The organism is Aeromonas sp. 2HA2, from assembly GCF_029237345.1.
Classification (GTDB): Bacteria; Pseudomonadota; Gammaproteobacteria; order Enterobacterales; family Aeromonadaceae; genus Aeromonas; species Aeromonas salmonicida.
The window spans coordinates 319798-335049 of sequence record NZ_JAACGB010000002.1 but is presented as its reverse complement, the minus strand read 5'-3'; the positions used below and the strand labels follow the sequence as shown (position 1 = coordinate 335049).

At 59.2% G+C, this 15252-nt stretch carries 14 protein-coding genes; 9 read left to right on the top strand and 5 right to left on the bottom strand.

What is annotated here, in order from left to right:
* Nucleotides 1-360 precede the first annotated feature (360 nt).
* Both GWQ29_RS04970 and GWQ29_RS04965 read left to right on the top strand, forming a co-directional pair.
* On the top strand, nucleotides 361-1806 hold the full coding sequence (locus GWQ29_RS04970; protein WP_275918879.1) for an OprD family outer membrane porin: 1446 nt from the start codon (nucleotides 361-363) through the stop codon (nucleotides 1804-1806).
* Nucleotides 1807-1920: 114 nt separating this feature from the next.
* Nucleotides 1921-2751 (top strand): SDR family oxidoreductase, encoded by an 831-nt coding sequence (locus GWQ29_RS04965; protein ID WP_275918878.1) that lies wholly within the window; start codon nucleotides 1921-1923, stop codon nucleotides 2749-2751.
* Nucleotides 2752-2869: 118 nt separating this feature from the next.
* Here the strand turns inward: GWQ29_RS04965 and GWQ29_RS04960 are convergent, their stop codons facing one another.
* On the bottom strand, nucleotides 2870-3202 hold the full coding sequence (locus tag GWQ29_RS04960) for a DUF1904 family protein (protein ID WP_005311886.1): 333 nt from the start codon (nucleotides 3200-3202) through the stop codon (nucleotides 2870-2872).
* Between the two features lie 70 nt (nucleotides 3203-3272).
* Here GWQ29_RS04960 and GWQ29_RS04955 point away from each other — a divergent pair, with 70 nt between their 5' ends.
* The 4 genes from GWQ29_RS04955 to GWQ29_RS04940 all read left to right on the top strand — a co-directional run bounded on the left by GWQ29_RS04955 (nucleotide 3273) and on the right by GWQ29_RS04940 (nucleotide 6846).
* Entirely contained in the window at nucleotides 3273-4151 is an 879-nt protein-coding gene (locus tag GWQ29_RS04955) for a TraB/GumN family protein (RefSeq protein WP_275918877.1), read from the top strand.
* A 193-nt stretch (nucleotides 4152-4344) separates the two neighbouring features.
* Complete coding sequence (locus GWQ29_RS04950; protein ID WP_005311880.1) at nucleotides 4345-4494, top strand: DUF3149 domain-containing protein; 150 nt, start codon at nucleotides 4345-4347, stop codon at nucleotides 4492-4494.
* A gap of 158 nt (nucleotides 4495-4652) precedes the next feature.
* On the top strand, nucleotides 4653-5234 hold the full coding sequence (gene smrA / locus GWQ29_RS04945; RefSeq protein WP_113721813.1) for a DNA endonuclease SmrA: 582 nt from the start codon (nucleotides 4653-4655) through the stop codon (nucleotides 5232-5234).
* Between the two features lie 133 nt (nucleotides 5235-5367).
* Entirely contained in the window at nucleotides 5368-6846 is a 1479-nt protein-coding gene (locus GWQ29_RS04940) for a carboxypeptidase M32 (protein ID WP_275918876.1), read from the top strand.
* 69 nt (nucleotides 6847-6915) lie between these two features.
* Here the strand turns inward: GWQ29_RS04940 and GWQ29_RS04935 are convergent, their stop codons facing one another.
* Nucleotides 6916-7317 carry a VOC family protein gene (locus GWQ29_RS04935; protein ID WP_058393543.1) on the bottom strand — a complete coding sequence of 134 codons (402 nt, stop codon included), beginning with the start codon at nucleotides 7315-7317 and terminating at the stop codon, nucleotides 6916-6918.
* A 188-nt stretch (nucleotides 7318-7505) separates the two neighbouring features.
* On the opposite strand from GWQ29_RS04935, the gene GWQ29_RS04930 reads away from it, so the two are divergent.
* A complete protein-coding gene (locus GWQ29_RS04930) occupies nucleotides 7506-9074 on the top strand; it encodes an AlkA N-terminal domain-containing protein (protein WP_275918875.1) in 1569 nt (522 codons plus the stop codon).
* The gene (locus GWQ29_RS04925; RefSeq protein WP_021140519.1) at nucleotides 9061-9555 is read left to right on the top strand and encodes a methylated-DNA--[protein]-cysteine S-methyltransferase; all 495 of its coding nucleotides are present in this window, start codon (nucleotides 9061-9063) and stop codon (nucleotides 9553-9555) included. Before GWQ29_RS04930 ends, GWQ29_RS04925 begins: the two co-directional genes overlap by 14 nt.
* Here the strand turns inward: GWQ29_RS04925 and GWQ29_RS04920 are convergent.
* Nucleotides 9528-10193, bottom strand: coding sequence for a class I SAM-dependent methyltransferase (locus tag GWQ29_RS04920; RefSeq protein WP_275918874.1), 666 nt, complete (start codon nucleotides 10191-10193; stop codon nucleotides 9528-9530). The two genes, GWQ29_RS04925 and GWQ29_RS04920, sit on opposite strands and share 28 nt — an antisense overlap.
* A 221-nt stretch (nucleotides 10194-10414) precedes the next feature.
* On the opposite strand from GWQ29_RS04920, the gene GWQ29_RS04915 reads away from it, so the two are divergent.
* Entirely contained in the window at nucleotides 10415-11362 is a 948-nt protein-coding gene (locus GWQ29_RS04915) for an IS481 family transposase (protein WP_275918873.1), read from the top strand.
* Between the two features lie 3 nt (nucleotides 11363-11365).
* On the opposite strand, the gene tapY2 is transcribed toward GWQ29_RS04915, so the two are convergent.
* Both tapY2 and GWQ29_RS04905 read right to left on the bottom strand, forming a co-directional pair.
* Nucleotides 11366-11641 (bottom strand): type IVa secretion system protein TapY2, encoded by a 276-nt coding sequence (gene tapY2 / locus GWQ29_RS04910; protein WP_265461900.1) that lies wholly within the window; start codon nucleotides 11639-11641, stop codon nucleotides 11366-11368.
* Entirely contained in the window at nucleotides 11638-15249 is a 3612-nt protein-coding gene (locus GWQ29_RS04905; protein ID WP_275918872.1) for a PilC/PilY family type IV pilus protein, read from the bottom strand. Before GWQ29_RS04905 ends, tapY2 begins: the two co-directional genes overlap by 4 nt.
* Nucleotides 15250-15252 lie beyond the last annotated feature (3 nt).

The following is a 15252-nucleotide window of genomic DNA, read 5'->3' as shown; positions in this document are numbered from 1 at the left end:
CATTTCACTTGAAAACGCTATCAGCTGCGATATGAGCGGGCTGGGAGTGTCCACACCAAGATCCATGATTATTTGCACTCGGTCATATTTTTGAAACTTGGTGGGAACTTTCCATTGATATTTCGCACCGCGAACGTACTCTTGGAATTGTCCGATAGCCAAGAATCGGAACATAAAAAATAAATGATGTGATGAACAGAACTGCACCACCGCAGATGTGCCAAGACGTCGCGGCCGCAGCCGACATAGAAAGAATTTTTTGCCCTACGGGGTCTTGATTGCAATGCCAATACCGAGCGGCGGGCCCTTGCCTGACTGCCGGACAAAAAGCTAAGTCCATAAAATCAGGAGCAATACAAAATGGAAAAAGTGATCTTCAAGCGTGCCGCATTGAGCGCAGCTGTTGTTGCCGCCTTGGTCGCCCCCGGTATGGCATTTGCTGCCGACGAAGCCGGTCCTGCCTATGCTGCCGCCGCCAGCAAATTCTATGAAGAAGGCAAACTCAACGGTGGCCTCTTCTACTTCCAGCGTGATCGTCAGCGTATCGATGGTGACCCGACTGCCGCCAAGAAAGAAGGCAAGTACCAGTCCAACCTGAGCCACGCTACCACTCAAGCCGCTCTCAACTTCAACTCGGGTTATGCCTGGGATATCGTCGGTATCGACGTGGGTGGTTTTGGTGCCTATGACCTGGCCGTGACCGAGAACCATGCGGTCAACCAGGAGAACGAATTCTCCTTCGCCGGCAACAAATGGGGCGAAAACTACAAGGATGGCTCCCCCAAAGGTGGCTTCAGCCTGGCCAACGCCTCCCTGAAACTGAAAGCGCTGGACGGCGCCGTCACCGCCAAGGGCGGTCTGACCCAGCTCTACGTACCGGGCGTGATCGGTGTGAACTGGTCCTATCAGCCGGGTACCTACCGTGGCGGCCAGATCGAGGGTAACGTCGGTGGCCTCTACCTGACCTACGCCATCGCCGACGAATACAAGTCCCCCTGGTACAAGGAGACCCAGAAGTTCTCCCGTGCCAAGGCATGGATGGATCCGTTCGCCGATGAAAACGTCATCGACTACATCCAGGGTGTCGCCGCCCGTTACACCTTCGAGAACGGCACCGCCATCACAGGTTCCTACGGTAACTCCGAAAACTACATGGACAGCTACCACTTCAAGCTGGCCCACAAGTTTGACGTGCTGAACGGCCTTTCCACCAGCTACCAGTTCTACGGTTCCGAAACCGACACCTATCAGAAGGGTGGTGCCGACATCGAGACTTATGACGGCATGGCATGGCAGCAAGCCCTGACCGCCGCCTGGGGCATGGGTCCGTACGGATTCCGTGTGGAAGGGCTGTGGACCAAGGCCGAGGGTAGCGAAGGCAACTACCTGCCCCGTCTGACCCGTGGCTACGGCAACTCCCAGGGCGCTAACGAAATCTGGTGGGACTCCCGCTCCGACTGGAACGCGAACAACGAAAAAGCGCTGTTCTTCGGCGTGACCCGTTCCCTGGATGATCTGGTGGGTGCACCAGGCTGGTCCGTCGGTGTCTCCGGCGCCTACGGCTGGGATATCCAGAAAGGCGACGGCACCAAGGCTACCAACGGTGAAGATACCGAATGGGCAGCCAACTTCGACGTCATGTACACGGTGCAAGATGGCAAGCTGAAAGGCACTCTATTCAAACTGCACTACACAGATTACAACAACGACATCAGCCAGGGCGGCGGTTGGACCGAATACCCCAACATCTTCGCCTCCGAGCATGACGTCAAGTTCCACATCATAATGCCGTTCACCATACTGTAAGCAGGCGGTGCAACCTCAGCAAACCGGGCCCCTTGGCCCGGTTTTCTTTTTGGTCGCACTCAGGCTACCATGCCCACCTTGGCCACACTCAGGCCGCCACCATGGATGATTTTTATGCCCAACCCCTTCGTGCTCATCACCGGCTGTTCCAGTGGTATCGGCCTCGCCGCCGCCAAGGCGCTCGGTGACCACGGCTTTACCGTGATCGCCTCCGCTCGCAAGGCCGACGATGTAGCACAGCTGCAACAGCAGGGTTTACTGGCTGTACAACTGGATCTGGCCGATACCGCCAGCATTGAGCAGGGTGCCGCCGAGGCACTGACGCTGGCCGGAGGCCGTCTCTACGGCCTGTTCAACAACGGTGCCTATGGCCAGCCTGGCGCACTGGAAGACTTGCCCACAGAGGCGCTGCGTGCCCAGTTCGACACCAATCTGTTTGGCTGGCATCACCTGATCCGCCAGATACTGCCGACCATGCTGGCAGCCCGGGAGGGGCGCATAGTACAGAACAGCTCGGTACTGGGGCTGGTGGCCATGAAGTATCGCGGCGCCTACAACGCCAGCAAGTTTGCCCTTGAAGGCTATACCGACACTCTGCGCCTCGAACTTGAGGGAAGTGGCGTGCACATCAGCCTGATCGAACCCGGTCCCATCGATACCCGCTTTCGTGCCAATGCCCACGCCGCCTTCGTGCGCCATATCGATCCGGCCCAGAGTCGTCATCAGGGCGCCTATCGCCAGACCCTGACCCGGTTGGAAAAAGAGGGGGCCACCAGCGGCTTCACGCTGCCAAGCGATGCCTGCATTCCGCCACTGCTCCATGCACTGCAGAGCAAGCGCCCCAAGCATCGCTACCCTGTCACCTTCCCGACCCGGTTGTTTGCGATACTGCGCCGCCTGCTGCCAAGCAGCTGGCTTGACCGGATCCTCTCCAAGTCGGCCTGAACCTTGATTCACACAGGGTGAGTGGCACCGCCTGCTCGCCCTGCGGTTGATGATGTGACCCCCGTCTGCCCCTTGCCCGCCATCTGTCCCGCAGCCAGGATGAAGGTCGATACTCCCCTCAATAGTGCTGACCGTTGCTGTAATAGTGACTTTTGACTATGGGCAGCACCTGTACCACCACATAAGTCTGCTCCCCCAGCACCGCCTTCAGATGGCGGGTGATGAGCGCTGCGGCGGCATCTTGCATCGCCTGCGGCCGCTCGAACCAGACCAGCTCCACAAACGGGAAGCCAGCTTCGATCGCACCATTGCGTACCCAGCTGCTGTCGACACACTCCAGAGTGACAAATTCAGGCTTGCCGCCAGTGAGGGCGCACAGCTCAGCCAACAAAGGGGTGCTGATCTGCTGGAGGGTATCGACTGAAACGGCCCTAAAACGAAGATGGGGCATGGGAAACCTCTTGGCTGTGACGAATGAGGACTTATCATAGAGAACTCAATCCGCTCACATAAGGTGCCTCATGAGATTTCATCGCACGCTGATTTCCTTCCTGCTCTGCCTGTTGCTGCCTTTGACCGCCTTTGCCGATCCCGCCTTCTATCGGGTGAACAAGGGCGACCAGCAGCACTGGCTGCTGGGCTCCATCCATGCGGGCAAACCCTCCCTCTATCCGCTGCCCGACCCCATAGAGCGCGCCTGGCAACAGAGTCATGCCCTGGTGATGGAAGCTGACCTGACCCACATAGGTGAGGAGCAGTGGCAGGATATGGGCACCATCACCCGCCTGACCGATGGCAAGACGCTCAAGGATCATGTCTCAGCCGATCTCTACCGACGCACCATCATAGCCGCCGGTCAGAACGGCCTGACCGAGACCATGCTCTCCCCGCTGCGCCCCTGGTTTGCCGCCATCACCCTGACCCAGGCCGCGCTCGAACGCACCGGTTTCAGCAGTGCACTCGGAGTGGATCAGCACTTTGCCAAACGTGCCACCGAGAGTGGCAAGCCCATAGTGGGCTTCGAGACCCTGCTCGAACAGCTCGGCTATCTCGCCAGCGTCGGCGACAACCAGACGCTGATGCTATCCACCACCCTGGATGAGCTTCCCCAGCTGGAAACCGGCTTTCGCGATGTGATGAAAGCCTGGCAGGACGGGGATCAGGCCACCCTCGTCAGCCTGCTGAAAGCAGAGATGGCGCCGCCCAAGCTGCAAGCCTGGCTGGAGCAAACCCTGCTGGCGGAACGCAACCACAACTGGCTGAAAAAGTGGCCAACCCTGCCAAACGAGAGCTTTATCGTGGTAGGTGCCCTGCACCTTTACGGCGACCAGGGCCTGATCGCCCTGCTGGAGCAGCAAGGGTGGCGCGTCACGCCGCTCACCAATCCAGCCGCGAAGTAAACGACAAGGGCATGACGTGAAGGCCCGGCCAAACCGGGGGACTGTCCCAACACGCACTGGGCCGAATGGGAGGCAGCTCACAGATCAGGCTGCCGATTAAATAACCGCAAGGGGACTTGATCGAGATCATCTCGTCAGGCCCAAAGAGGTATCTATCATGCCTGTCATCAATGGGATGACAGGAGTGTGTGAGATGGAATTCTGGATGAACCTGATGTTCGGCAACAGCGTGGGACTCATGTCCATGTTGGTGATTATCGGCACCTTCCTGCTGATCAGTTCCTATGCGGTCTATTTCATCTACAAGGTGATGAGCGCCAAGCCGCCGAAAGAAGAGCAGTAACGCCCCTGCGTCAGGCGATCCCCCCGATCGCCTGGCATTGTCTAACGGCCAATAGTGCCTGCCTGTCGGCCAGCATCAGCCGGCCGATGCTGGACGCCATTTTCTGACTCGCCCCTGCCCGCTATAATGCCCGCTCATTCCAATGCGGGGAGCCTGCCGTGTCTTGCAACGACGAACTCTCACTGTTTCGCAATGAAGTGGCCGATGTACGCCCCATTCGCAGCGACAATATCCATTCCCCTGCGGGCAAGCCCGTCCCGACGGAAGCGCAACTGGCGCGCCGTCAGGCGGCTACCGCCGAGCAACTGGCACTCGACCACCTCACCATGGAGGCGGTGGAGATGCGCGATCCCCATGACATCATCGGCTTCAAGCGCGATGGGGTGCAGGAGGGGGTCTACAAGAAGCTGCGACTCGGCAAATATGAGTTGCAAGCGAGCCTGGATCTGCATCAGAAGACCCTCAATGAAGCGCGTCAGGCGCTGGTGCAATTCATTGCGGATTGCGAGGTGCGGGACATCCGCTGCCTGCTGATCCTGCACGGCAAGGGGGAGCGCAGCACGCCGCGTGCCCTGCTCAAAAGCTATGTCAGCGCCTGGTTGCCGCAACTGCCCGCCGTCATGGCCATCCACAGCGCCGAGCGCCGCCACGGCGGCAGCGGTGCCCTCTATGTGCTGCTGCGAAAAAGCGAGCGCCAGAAGGCGGAGAACCGCGAGCGACACCAGAAGCGGCTCGGCTAGTCAGCAACCGTCATCTGGTCAGGCCCCTTCAGCCAGGGTGGTAAAACGCGCGATGGCAGTGTTAGCATCGATCGGCCCCGATCATGCCAGGTACGGGGTGCATACCATCAGGGACGATAACAAGGACAATCCCATGTCATATCAAAAACTTGAACAACATCAGCAACAGCTGCACCGGCTCTCCCACCTCAGCGCCATCTGCGGCTGGGATCAGGCCGCCATGATGCCGGAGGGCGGTAACAAGGCACGCGCCGAGGCCATGGCCGAACTCGGCGTGCTGATCCACCACAAACGCACAGCCACCGAGCTTGGCGACTGGATAGCCAAGGCCGAAAGCGAGCCGCTGGATGATGTCCAGCGCGCCAATCTCGCCGAGATAAAACGCCACTGGCAGGATGCGAGCCTGCTGCCCACGGATCTGGTGGAGGCCTTGTCCCTCGCGGGCAGCAAGTGCGAGCACGCCTGGCGCAGCCAGCGCAAAAACAACGATTGGGCAGGCTTTGCCCCCAATCTGAAGGAAGTGGTTGCCCTGTCACGGGAAGTGGCGCGCCTTCGCGCCGAGGCACTTGATGTGCGCCCCTACGACGCCATGCTGGCGCTGTACGAACCCGGCATGACGAGTGCGCGGCTGGATCAGATCTTCGGCGATCTCACCGGCTGGCTACCCGGCCTGATCCAACAAGTGAGTGAACAGCAGAAGCATGAATCCATCTTGATCCCGCAAGGTCCCTTCCCCATCGCAAATCAGCAGGCGCTCGGCCAGGAGGTGATGGGGCTGCTCGGCTTTGATTTCGCCCACGGCCGGCTCGATGTGAGCAGCCACCCCTTCTGTGGCGGCGTGCCGACCGACGTGCGCATCACCACCCGCTACAACGAGCAGGAGTTCGTCTCCAGCCTGATGGGTATAGTGCATGAAACCGGTCACGCCCGTTACGAGCAGGGGCTGCCGCGTCAGCTGCTGGGCCAGCCGGTGGCCGAAGCGCGCTCCATGGGCATTCACGAGAGCCAGAGCCTGTTTTGCGAAATGCAGCTCGGCCACGATACGGCCTTCCTGGCGCTGCTGGCGCCGCGCATTCGCGCCCACTTTGGCGAGCAGGCGGCGTTTGACCCGGCGAACCTGGCCAAGCTCTACAACCGGGTCGAGCCCGGCTTTATCCGGGTCGATGCGGACGAGGTGACCTACCCGGCTCACGTAATCCTGCGCTACGAGCTGGAGCGTGACCTTATCGAAGGGCGTATCGAGGTGGCGGATCTGCCCGAGCTGTGGGATGCCAAGATGCAGCAGTGGCTCGGCCTCTCCACCAGGGGCAACTACCAGAATGGCTGCATGCAGGACATTCACTGGACAGACGGCTCGTTTGGCTACTTCCCGAGCTACACGCTCGGCGCCATGTATGCGGCGCAGTTGCGTTTTGCGCTCGAGAAAGAGCTGGGGAACATGAGCAGCGTGATCGAGGCGGGTCGCCTGCCGGAGGTGCTCGCCTGGCTTGGTCGCCACATCTGGTCACAGGGCAGCCTGCACAGCACGGATGAGCTCATCCGCCGCGCGACCGGTGAGGCACTGAACCCGCGCTGGCTGCGCCAGCATCTGGAGCAGCGCTATCTGAAATAACGGATGCGGCGACAGCAAATGAAGAGGGCAACGGGGCAGCGAGACTGCCCCGTTTTTATGGGCAATCCATCACAGCGGGTCGGGGGTGGTGAGAAGCTCGCGCAATTGCAGGATATTGCCTTCCGGATCGAACGCATTGCGCAGCACCAAACCCGGTCCCGGCCACTGCTGCGGCAACAGGCCGCCACCGAGGTCGGCCGCCTTCGCCTCGGCCCAGGCGAGGCTTGGCACGGTAAAGAACAATTTGATCGCCCCCTCTTCCCGCAGGATCGGTGGCACCTGGATATCGATATCGCAGGCAATCGACTCGGGGATGGCGTGGATCAGCAACTGGATGTCGTGATTTTCCATCACCACTAAGCCGGCTTCCTGACTGCGAATGTCCATCTGCAGCAAGGTGCGGTAGAAATGGGTCAGCAGGCCGAGATCCTTGGCGTAGATCAGGGCGCCGGCGCGAGCGGGTCCGGGCATGGTGCAATCCTCCTTGGATGTTGTCACCCCAGATTCTCACACTTGCCCGCCCGGTTCGACCGCTTTCAACCTCGTCATCGGCTCTCTCCCGACGACAATTTTATTTCAATTCCTGTCCGTTTCTGGCTAGTCACTGCGCTCTCTCCCCCTTACTCTCAGCCATACACCCAATGCAGAGCTTGCATCCCATGACCCCACAGCCCGTCAGTGACAACCCTCAGGATGAGGGGACCCCGAGCCTCAGCCGCGAACAGTGCCATGCAGCCCGCCTCGCCCGCGATGCGCGCTTCGATGGCCGTTTCTTTACCGGCGTGCTCTCCACCGGCATCTACTGCCGCCCCGTCTGCCCCGCGCGGCCACCGCACGAGCACAACGTGCGCTACTTCCGAAGCGCAGCTGCCGCCGAGCAGCATGGTCTGCGCCCGTGTCTGCGCTGTCGCCCCGAGCTGGCCCCTGCCGCCAGCGGCGATCTACCGCCCGGACTCGCCCGTTTGCTCACTCGGATCGAACGTGGCGAGCTGGCAGACACAACGCTCGCAATGCTCGCGCAGCAGGCCGGGATCACGGAGCGCACGCTGCGCCGCCAGTTCGAACAGCACCTTGGTGCCTCGCCAAAACAGGTGGAGCAGACGCGCCGCCTGCTGCTCGCGAAACGGCTGCTGACCGAAACTGCACTGCCCATCACGGATATCGCATTTGCGGCAGGCTTTGCGAGCATCCGCCGCTTCAACGATGCCTGGAGCCAGGCGTATGGCCTCGCGCCCCGAGCACTGCGACAACAGCAAGGAAGTGAAGCGACGGCAGAGGGTGGCGCTGCACTCACGCTGCAATTGCCGTATCGCCCCCCCTACGATGTGGAGGCCATGCTGGCGTTCTACCAGCTGCGAGCGATACCCGGGCTGGAGCGGGTCGATGGAAATGTGTATGAACGGCGCCACAGGGTCGGCGATCAGTCTGGATGGATCCGCATCGAGCAGGGCAAGGGCCATAGCATCAGGCTCACAGTGCATGATCTGCCGCCCGCGGCACTGCCTGATCTCTTGTATCGCGTGCGCCGCATGTGGGATCTCGATGCCGACATGCAGCGCATCGGCGAGCGGCTCGGCCAGGATCCGCTGCTGGCCCGTTTGCAGTCACGCTGGCCCGGGGTGCGACTACCCGCCGGTTGGGATGAGTACGAAGTGATGCTGCGCGCCATCGTTGGCCAGCAGGTATCGGTCAAGGGCGCCATCACCATCATGGGTCGGCTGGTGGCGCGTACCGAGGCGCAATTCGGCGTGGCCCAGCTGCCTACACCGGCGCAGCTGTGTGCACTGGATCTCGACGGCATCGGCATGCCCGGCAGTCGCATCCGCACGCTGCAAGGGCTCGCCGCTGCGCTCGCGAGCGGTGCGCTTTCCCTGACCACGGCCAGCGACGAGCAATTATTGGCCTTGCCGGGCATAGGCCCCTGGACTGTCGCCTACTGGCGGCTGCGCTGCGGGCAGGATCCGGACGCCTTCCCCGCCTCCGATCTGGTGCTGCAAAAGGCGCTGGGGGGCGGCGACAAGCTGCCGGTGAAGGAGGTATTGGCGCAAAGCGCAGCATGGCAACCGTGGCGCGGCTATGCCGCGAGCTGGCTGTGGCACGCCATGAGCGAGCAACCAGCGCTGCTGATCAACAAGCCATTGACCCCCACTGCGAGCCTGGTTTCACCCACAACGGGGAGCAATGCGCCCCAAAGCCATGACGAGGAGATAACCCATGATCCGCTATGACATGTTGCCAACAGACTGCGGCGATCTGCTGGTCGCCATCAACGCCCGCGGCCTGGTGCACGTGGACTTTGTGGCTGGCCTGCGAACACTGCCCGATATGAGCGGCTGGCAACAAGACAGTGAGGCGCTCGCCCCCTATCTTGCCGAATTTGCCGCCTATTTCGCCGGCCGTCTGCAGCGCTTTACCCTGCCGCTCGCCGCCCACGGCACGGCTTTTCAGCAGGCGGTATGGCAGGCGCTGTGCGACATTCCCTATGGCGAGACCCGCAGTTATGGCGATATCGCCCGCGCCATCGGCAAACCGGCGGCGGTACGGGCAGTGGGCGCGGCGAACGGTCGCAATCCGCTCTCGATCATAGTGCCGTGCCATCGCGTGATAGGCCAAAACGGCAGCCTAACCGGTTATGCGGGTGGACTGCCCATCAAGCAGCAGTTGCTGGCGCTGGAATGTGATCAGTCACGTTCAGCCAACCAGCCATGAAAACCGAGCGCCTGAAAATAGCGCCAGCCAGTGCCAAACCCGGCGGCCCCCAGCAGTTGCCGGGTTTGCTCCTCATTCAAGGGGAAAAAGTCCCGATCCAGACGCTGTATCATCTGCTCGCTGGCCGAGAGCGGTAAACCTGCCAGATGGGCCTGCAGGCCCATAACCGCTCGCTCGGTGTCATCTTGCGCCGCCATCAAGTCGGCCATCAGCAAGGGAGATCCCGCCCGGAGCTGACGGGCAATATCCCGCAGTAGCGCCGTTTTTTGCTCAAGGGGAAGGAAGTGCAGTACCAGCAGACAGAGCGCACCGTCACACCCCAGGCTCTGCACCGGTAGTGGCCCCTCCCACCATGTGACCCGTTCGGCCATGTCAGCCAGCTCCGCCCGCTGGCGGGCCTGTGCCAGCATGTCCGCCGAAATATCCTGGGCAATAAACTGCCATTCGGGACAGGACTGTCCCAGCAGCAAGAGTTCACTGCCCGTGCCGACCCCCACCAGCAGCACACGGGCGCGAGGGCCAAGCCTCGTCATCAGCTGGGCCGCACTGAGCTGATGCAGGAGCGCATAACTGGGTACCAGCCGCGAGATGCGCTGATCATAATCTTGTGCCCCGTCACCTTTGAATCGTTCCACCATCTGCCCCTCCTTGCTCGTTGAAACCCTTGATACGGGCTCCTGTCGGGAGAAGGTAAAGCGCCATGATGACGCCAGAGTTCAGGCCTTGTACGCCGCCCACAAGACGCCCCGGAAACGGCGACCAGGAGTGCCGCTAGCTGTGATCTCTCTGTAGGTTGTTCACTCGGGGCATTCCCGGAGAATTGGAGGCGCCAACCAAACCAATCATCCGAGGTGCCCCAGTGAACAACCATAAAAATGCCCGATTAACCGTCTTTGGTCGACAGCTTCTTGTCCAGCGTATCATTGAGCAGGGCCTGCGCGTTGAAGAGGCCGCTCACGCTGCCGGCGTCAGTACCCGCACCGCTTACAAGTGGCTCACTCGATATCGCCAGGAGGGGCCTGATGGCTTGTACAATCGCTCTTCTCAACCTGCATCCTGCCCTCATGCCATTGATGACCTGCGCCAACAGCGGATTATCGAACTGCGCAAACAGCGACAAACCTATCGGCACATCAGCCAATCTCTGGGCATAGGGCACAGTACTGTCGCCCGTATCCTGCAACGAAGGGGACTGAATCGACTGGCTAACCTGGAACCTGCCGCGCCAGTACAACGCTATGAACATGAGAAACCGGGTGACTTGCTGCATCTGGACATCAAAAAGTTGGGGCGCTTCCGTCGTCCCGGCCATCGGGTGACTGGTGACCGCCGCCTGGATTCCCGTGGAGCGGGATGGGAGTATGCGCATGTGGCGATTGATGACCATTCCCGTGTGGCCTTCAGCGCCCTGCTGCCTGATGAAACGGGACGCAGTGCCTGCCTGGCGCTGTTACAGGCACTTCGCTACTACGCCGGGCTCGGTATTCGTTTCAGTCGGCTACTCACTGACAATGGCGCCTGTTATCGGTCGAAACGCTTCCAGAAGCTATGTCATCGCTTGGGACTCAAGCATTTGCGCACCAAACCTTACACGCCCCAAACCAATGGCAAAGCAGAGCGCTTCATTCAGACAGCGCTACGTGAATGGGCGTATGCACGGAGCTATGACTCGTCAGCGCAACGGGCAGAACACTTGCAACCGTGGCTGCATGAGTACAACTGGCATCGTCCTCATGCAAGTCTGGGCTATAAGCCCCCCATCAGTCGTCTTCAATCTGTGAACAACCTGGTGGGTTTACACACCTAGCCATTATCTGGGCTGTGACGCCTCCTGCTGTCTGGCAGCCTCCTGGCTGAATGGCTGTTCTGTTGGCTGGCACTCCACTACCCTCCTGACCATTAAAAGCTGCCCATCCATTTCAAACCCTTTCTTTTTAAAGGCGATTTCAGCCCTCTGGCTATCCGTTATCGTCCCCTGAATAACGACATAGACACCATTATCCAGCTCGACATAGCATTTTCTATCCACTCCAGCATGAACACTGGCTGCGCTCAACAAGGCCATCAGCCACAGGATCCTTTTCATTGGGGCTCATCCTCATACAGGTATATTTTCTTGGGCGTCATATCCATTTCAGCCTCATCCGCCCCCTCCGAACACTCGCCCTCTCCGGTACAGCGCTCAGGCACACCCTCGCCCTCGTCTTTGAGAATGACCTCTTCACCCGGTGCGCCACCAATAATCCGGATCTTCGAATCGTCACCCGCATGGATCACCAGATCATCGGCCACCTTGTTGTTTACCTCCACATAGCGCTGAGGGGTTTCGTTACCATCCTGGTCCACCACGTATTTGAAAGACGTACCGTAATGCATGTCGACCATATACTGCCGCATGGCACCAATTGACTGGATAGTACACTCCTCGAATGACTGGACCTGCGGCAAGAAAGAAGTGAAATAGAGCTTGCCTTGCAGCACTACCCCTGCCCCCATGGACTTCTCTCCTGACTCCGCCAGCCAATACTTCCAACCCGATTTACTGGTGATGGCCGCTCTCAGGCTGAGCAAGTCATTGGTCGCCGTAACACCGGCCAGAGGATCTACCGATACATCATACAAGTCCGTCATCGTGATGGGAGCAGGAGCCCCGGTGTTGTAGTTCTTGGCAACGACCCCGTAGTCACGCAGCATAAAATAGGCGTTTTGCACTGTAGACTCGGACGATGGACGGTTTCGATCACCAGAACCAATCAGCACGGCATCGAATGGCCTCTCCTTGAACGAGAAATAGTCTTCGCCACTGATCACCGTCTTGGTCACTTGCTTGTTAATGGTCCGCACCACCACCGGCTGGGTAAAGAAGCGGCGGTCATTCGCCTGCACATCGTCAGACCCCAGGCTGGCGAACTTGAAAACGCTCCAGGCGCCTGTGCTGGTTGAGGGCATATCCAAACGCCAGATATTACCGCCCGTATCCCCGGCATAAATCCGGTCGGTTCTCCCGTCACCGTCACTGTCGAGTGTGGAAACCGGCCCCGGCATACTGTCGACCATTCCAGTCACCTGCTTGTTGGTACTGGAGTCCGTTCCCGGTGTTGCACTGAATACCAGTGCGCCACTATCGGCATCGACCATGTAGAGCCCCATCCCCTTGCTGTCGGAGCTACCGATCCCAACCTTGCTCTTGTTGGCGTCGTAACCACCGGAAAACACCATCACCAGTCGCTTGTTACTCGGGGAGGCATCCCAAGGTACATAGGCTACCTCCGGCACTGACCAGGTTTCGCCGAGCAACGAGAAGCCAGTGGTCTGACTATTGATCACCCACTTCAAGCTGGGCGCATCAGGATTGGTGATATCGAGTGCATAGTAACTACTGCCGCCAGCACGCAAACCGAAGAACAGCCAGACAAAATCCCCCTCTGATGCCTTGAGGACACCATTGCTATTGGCATCCTTGATCAGCGCCACCGGAGAAGCATCAACGCCGTAGAGATGATCCGCAGACTCGGCATTGAGACGCAGAGCCTCCTGTTTGGGCAGCAACTCGTAGGGGATCATGGCCCAGCTCTCATCAACCGTACTGCCGAGGTCCTTGAACATGTGCAGGAAACCGGCATTGGTTCCCATCAGGATGCGCAAGTCAGGCGTACAGGTGCTCTGGCCTGAAGGAATGGTACAGCCATAGTTGACCACCAATGGACGGGAGTGCAACGGGTCCCCCACTATGTATGGGCGGATGGTGGTACTGTCATCATAATCCTCATCATCCACGTCGACCCCTTTGGTCCAGTCGATCTGGCTGTCGAGTTCGGTGGAACTGGCCAGCTGCATGTAGCTGGCAAGGTTGTCGGCAGAGCCGGCAATCGACACAAGGTTGGCTTTGTTAAAAACGTCCAATCGCTTGGGTGATGCAACTGAATTGATCACATAAAGGTTGCGATTGGTCTTCTCGGCCAACATGGCCTGCACGCCGCCCTTGGCAACCGAATTACCATCCCGCTCCGATGACCAGTAGGTCTGAGCCTGCTCCAGAATGGAACCATCCGCCTTGATGGCGGGCAGGCCGTTAACATCCGCCACATACCCATCGCCAGACAGGGTCAGCTTCTTCAAGTTGCCCTTCCAGCGCGGCCCGGTATCGGGCTCGAACATGGCGTAATAGATATTGTTGAGACTGCGAGTCCGGTCAAAGTTGTTGGTGGTGATCGCCGGTGACACCAGAGAGGTGTTTATCCGCAAAATGGCCAGCAGGGAAGATCGCAACGCCTGCGTGAGCGCTTCAGCGCTGACCGCCGGGTAGTATTGACCGCCTCCACGCCTCGCTGTCTCTGCCAGCAGATTGCCTGCCCCGGAGATGGCTTCATCACCAAATCCCACGGTAAACGTGGTCACAGTCTGCTTGCCGGGCGATGAAGTGTTCACATCCTTGTTCTTCATGTAACCGGCCATCGCCGCTAGATAGCTCTTGGAGGTGCCAGAACCATATCCCACTGTCGAGCCGTAGGCAGCCCGCTCATCTGCGCTTAGCGAGTCCGTCAACGCCTTTACTGCGCTGTCAGCAGCCGTATCGCTGGTTGGTGCACCATCGGTAACATAGATGACATAGCCGTTATTTGAACATTTGTCATAAGGCGAGGTGTAAGTACCTTCAGGGTCTTCGGCGAGCTTGTCCCGCGTACCGCCTTGTTTGCCATAGAGTACGGGTTGCCCCCCGTAGAAACGGTAGGCTTCATAGAGGGTTTCACACAGTGGCGTATTGGTAGAGGCAGACAGGCCCTCCACTGTATTGAGCAAGTTCTGCTCGGCTGTGATGGCGCCGACCATATAGTCATTGCTGAGGATGCGGCGTACAACTCTGCCGCCATTGGTGCTGGTACTGTTGTTGGTATTGAAAATGGCCAAACCGAAATCAACCCCGGGAGTGGAGGAGATCACAGACTTGACCGCATCCTTGGCGATGCGCAGACGTGACTCAACGGCGTACCCCGTCGGCCCGTAATACCAACGAATATAGTTGGCCGTGTAGAGGGTTACACTGGTGTTGCTACCCGATGTGGCGTCATTCGCGTTACCGGTGTAGTACCACTCACCACGAGTATTGCTGGTTTTGTCGACCGGATAACCGTCACCGACCGACCCCACCTCCAGCGTCCCGCTGAAAGGATTGGCCGGATTGCGGTTCTGAATATCCTGCTTGCAGTCGACGATGGTGATGTCATCTTCGTTCTCGCCAGAGATGGTCTCCCAATCCCCCTGACGAGGCACCCCATTGCGATAGCTTGAATAGACATAGGTCCAGACTTGGGACTGAAAATAACCTACAGTGCCAAGAGGGGTCTTGGATGAAGCACAAGCATTGATACTGTCGCGAAAGCGTCGATTGCTGTTGATGGCTGGTACCGAGCCGTCGGTAGAGTAATAGACATAATTACGCGAGTTGCCGGTATCCGGATCCCGGTTCAACGATGGATAGACAGTGGCAGGATTGTACTTCTCTCGCTCCAGCTCCATGGTTTCCGCCATACTGCCGGAGTTGTCGAAGATGATCAGCACCTTGGGCCGATAATCCCCCGCTTTCGAGAAGTCATAGATAAACAACTCGGTATCATCCGAGTAGGCATCACTGGCGACAGCAGGCACACTCAGTGCGCACAGGGCCATCAACCACAGTTTTCCATGATGTAACATCGC

Coding starts and splice junctions, on each gene's coding strand:
- GWQ29_RS04970 (WP_275918879.1), top strand. CDS start 361: ATGGAAAAAGTGATCTTCAAGCGTGCCGCATTGAGCGCAGCTGTTGTT.
- GWQ29_RS04965 (WP_275918878.1), top strand. CDS start 1,921: ATGCCCAACCCCTTCGTGCTCATCACCGGCTGTTCCAGTGGTATCGGC.
- GWQ29_RS04960 (WP_005311886.1), bottom strand. CDS start 3,202: ATGCCCCATCTTCGTTTTAGGGCCGTTTCAGTCGATACCCTCCAGCAG.
- GWQ29_RS04955 (WP_275918877.1), top strand. CDS start 3,273: ATGAGATTTCATCGCACGCTGATTTCCTTCCTGCTCTGCCTGTTGCTG.
- GWQ29_RS04950 (WP_005311880.1), top strand. CDS start 4,345: ATGGAATTCTGGATGAACCTGATGTTCGGCAACAGCGTGGGACTCATG.
- GWQ29_RS04940 (WP_275918876.1), top strand. CDS start 5,368: ATGTCATATCAAAAACTTGAACAACATCAGCAACAGCTGCACCGGCTC.
- GWQ29_RS04935 (WP_058393543.1), bottom strand. CDS start 7,317: ATGCCCGGACCCGCTCGCGCCGGCGCCCTGATCTACGCCAAGGATCTC.
- GWQ29_RS04930 (WP_275918875.1), top strand. CDS start 7,506: ATGACCCCACAGCCCGTCAGTGACAACCCTCAGGATGAGGGGACCCCG.
- GWQ29_RS04925 (WP_021140519.1), top strand. CDS start 9,061: ATGATCCGCTATGACATGTTGCCAACAGACTGCGGCGATCTGCTGGTC.
- GWQ29_RS04920 (WP_275918874.1), bottom strand. CDS start 10,193: ATGGTGGAACGATTCAAAGGTGACGGGGCACAAGATTATGATCAGCGC.
- tapY2 (WP_265461900.1), bottom strand. CDS start 11,641: ATGAAAAGGATCCTGTGGCTGATGGCCTTGTTGAGCGCAGCCAGTGTT.
- GWQ29_RS04905 (WP_275918872.1), bottom strand. CDS start 15,249: ATGTTACATCATGGAAAACTGTGGTTGATGGCCCTGTGCGCACTGAGT.